Here is a 1,095-nt window from a genome sequence, read left to right on the forward strand (position 1 = left end):
ATTGGCGCGACGCCGGAACTCCTTCTCGAGAAGCGGGGCGGGCACGTCGTCTCTCATCCGCTCGCGGGTTCGGCCCGTCGCCATCGTGATACGGAGGAGGACCGCAAGGCGGGCGCCGGACTTCTCGCCTCCGACAAGGATCGCCGCGAGCATGCGATGGTGGTCGAGTCCATTCTGGATATTCTCGCACCGTATTGCATCGATCTTTCGACCCCCGAAGGCACCTGTTTGCGGGCAACGGCAAGCATGTGGCATCTCGGCACGCGTATCGTTGGCCAGCTCAGGGACGCTTCGTGGTCATCGGCCCATTTCGCCGGCCTCCTGCATCCGACGCCTGCGGTCTGCGGCCTGCCGCGCAATCTCGCAAACGAGCAGATCGTGAAACTCGAACCCTATGATCGCGAGTTCTGGCGCGCAGCCTGGCCGATGATGGCGCTGCGACTCGGCGAAGACCGTGCGCGCAGCCTTGGCATCAACATCACGCGGCTGCGTCTGATGGCGCTCTTGCGCGTCAGCCTGATGACCTCGACCGCGATCGCCTTCGTCGGCACGATCGGCTTCGTCGGGCTTGCGGGCCCGCACATCGCGCGGCTCGCGATCGGTGAAGATCACCGGCTTCTGTTGCCGGCCAGCGCCTTGACCGGGGCGGCCATCATGTCGCTGGCCTCGGTTGCGTCCAAGACGATCATTCCGGGCGTGCTGCTTCCGATCGGGATCGTGACTGCGATGGTGGGGCTGCCCGTGTTCTTCTCGCTGATCTTCAGCCGGCGCAGGACGGTCTGATGATGGCCGGACTCGATATCGAAAATGTGCGGGCAGGTTATCGCGGGCGCGAGGTGCTGACAGGCCTGTCGCTGCCGCCGATCGAGCAAGGGCGCATCACTGCACTGGTCGGGCCGAACGGCGCAGGCAAGACCACGCTTCTGCGCGTGCTCGCGGGGTTGTTACCGGCCAGCGGCAGCGTGCGGCTGAACGGGTCAAACCTGCTGGATGCTCCGATCGACGAGCGGGCACGCAAGGTCGCGTTCATGCCACAGTTCGTGCCGCAGCGGCTATCGCTTACGGTCCTCGAGGCCGTCATTGCGGCCCTCCGCG

The 1,095-nt window shown here is 65.6% G+C and carries 2 protein-coding genes; both read left to right on the forward strand.

The genetic code is table 11. The annotated features are described in order from the left end of the window. The coding region (locus TSA1_RS40480; RefSeq protein WP_210421915.1) for an iron chelate uptake ABC transporter family permease subunit at positions 1–783 on the forward strand (783 nt) is incomplete at its 5' end. Next, the coding region (locus tag TSA1_RS33685; protein ID WP_145984442.1) for an ATP-binding cassette domain-containing protein at positions 783–1,095 on the forward strand (313 nt) is incomplete at its 3' end. The genes TSA1_RS40480 and TSA1_RS33685, both read left to right, overlap by 1 nt.

The organism is Bradyrhizobium nitroreducens, from assembly GCF_002776695.1.
In the GTDB taxonomy this organism is placed as follows: domain Bacteria; phylum Pseudomonadota; class Alphaproteobacteria; order Rhizobiales; family Xanthobacteraceae; genus Bradyrhizobium; species Bradyrhizobium nitroreducens.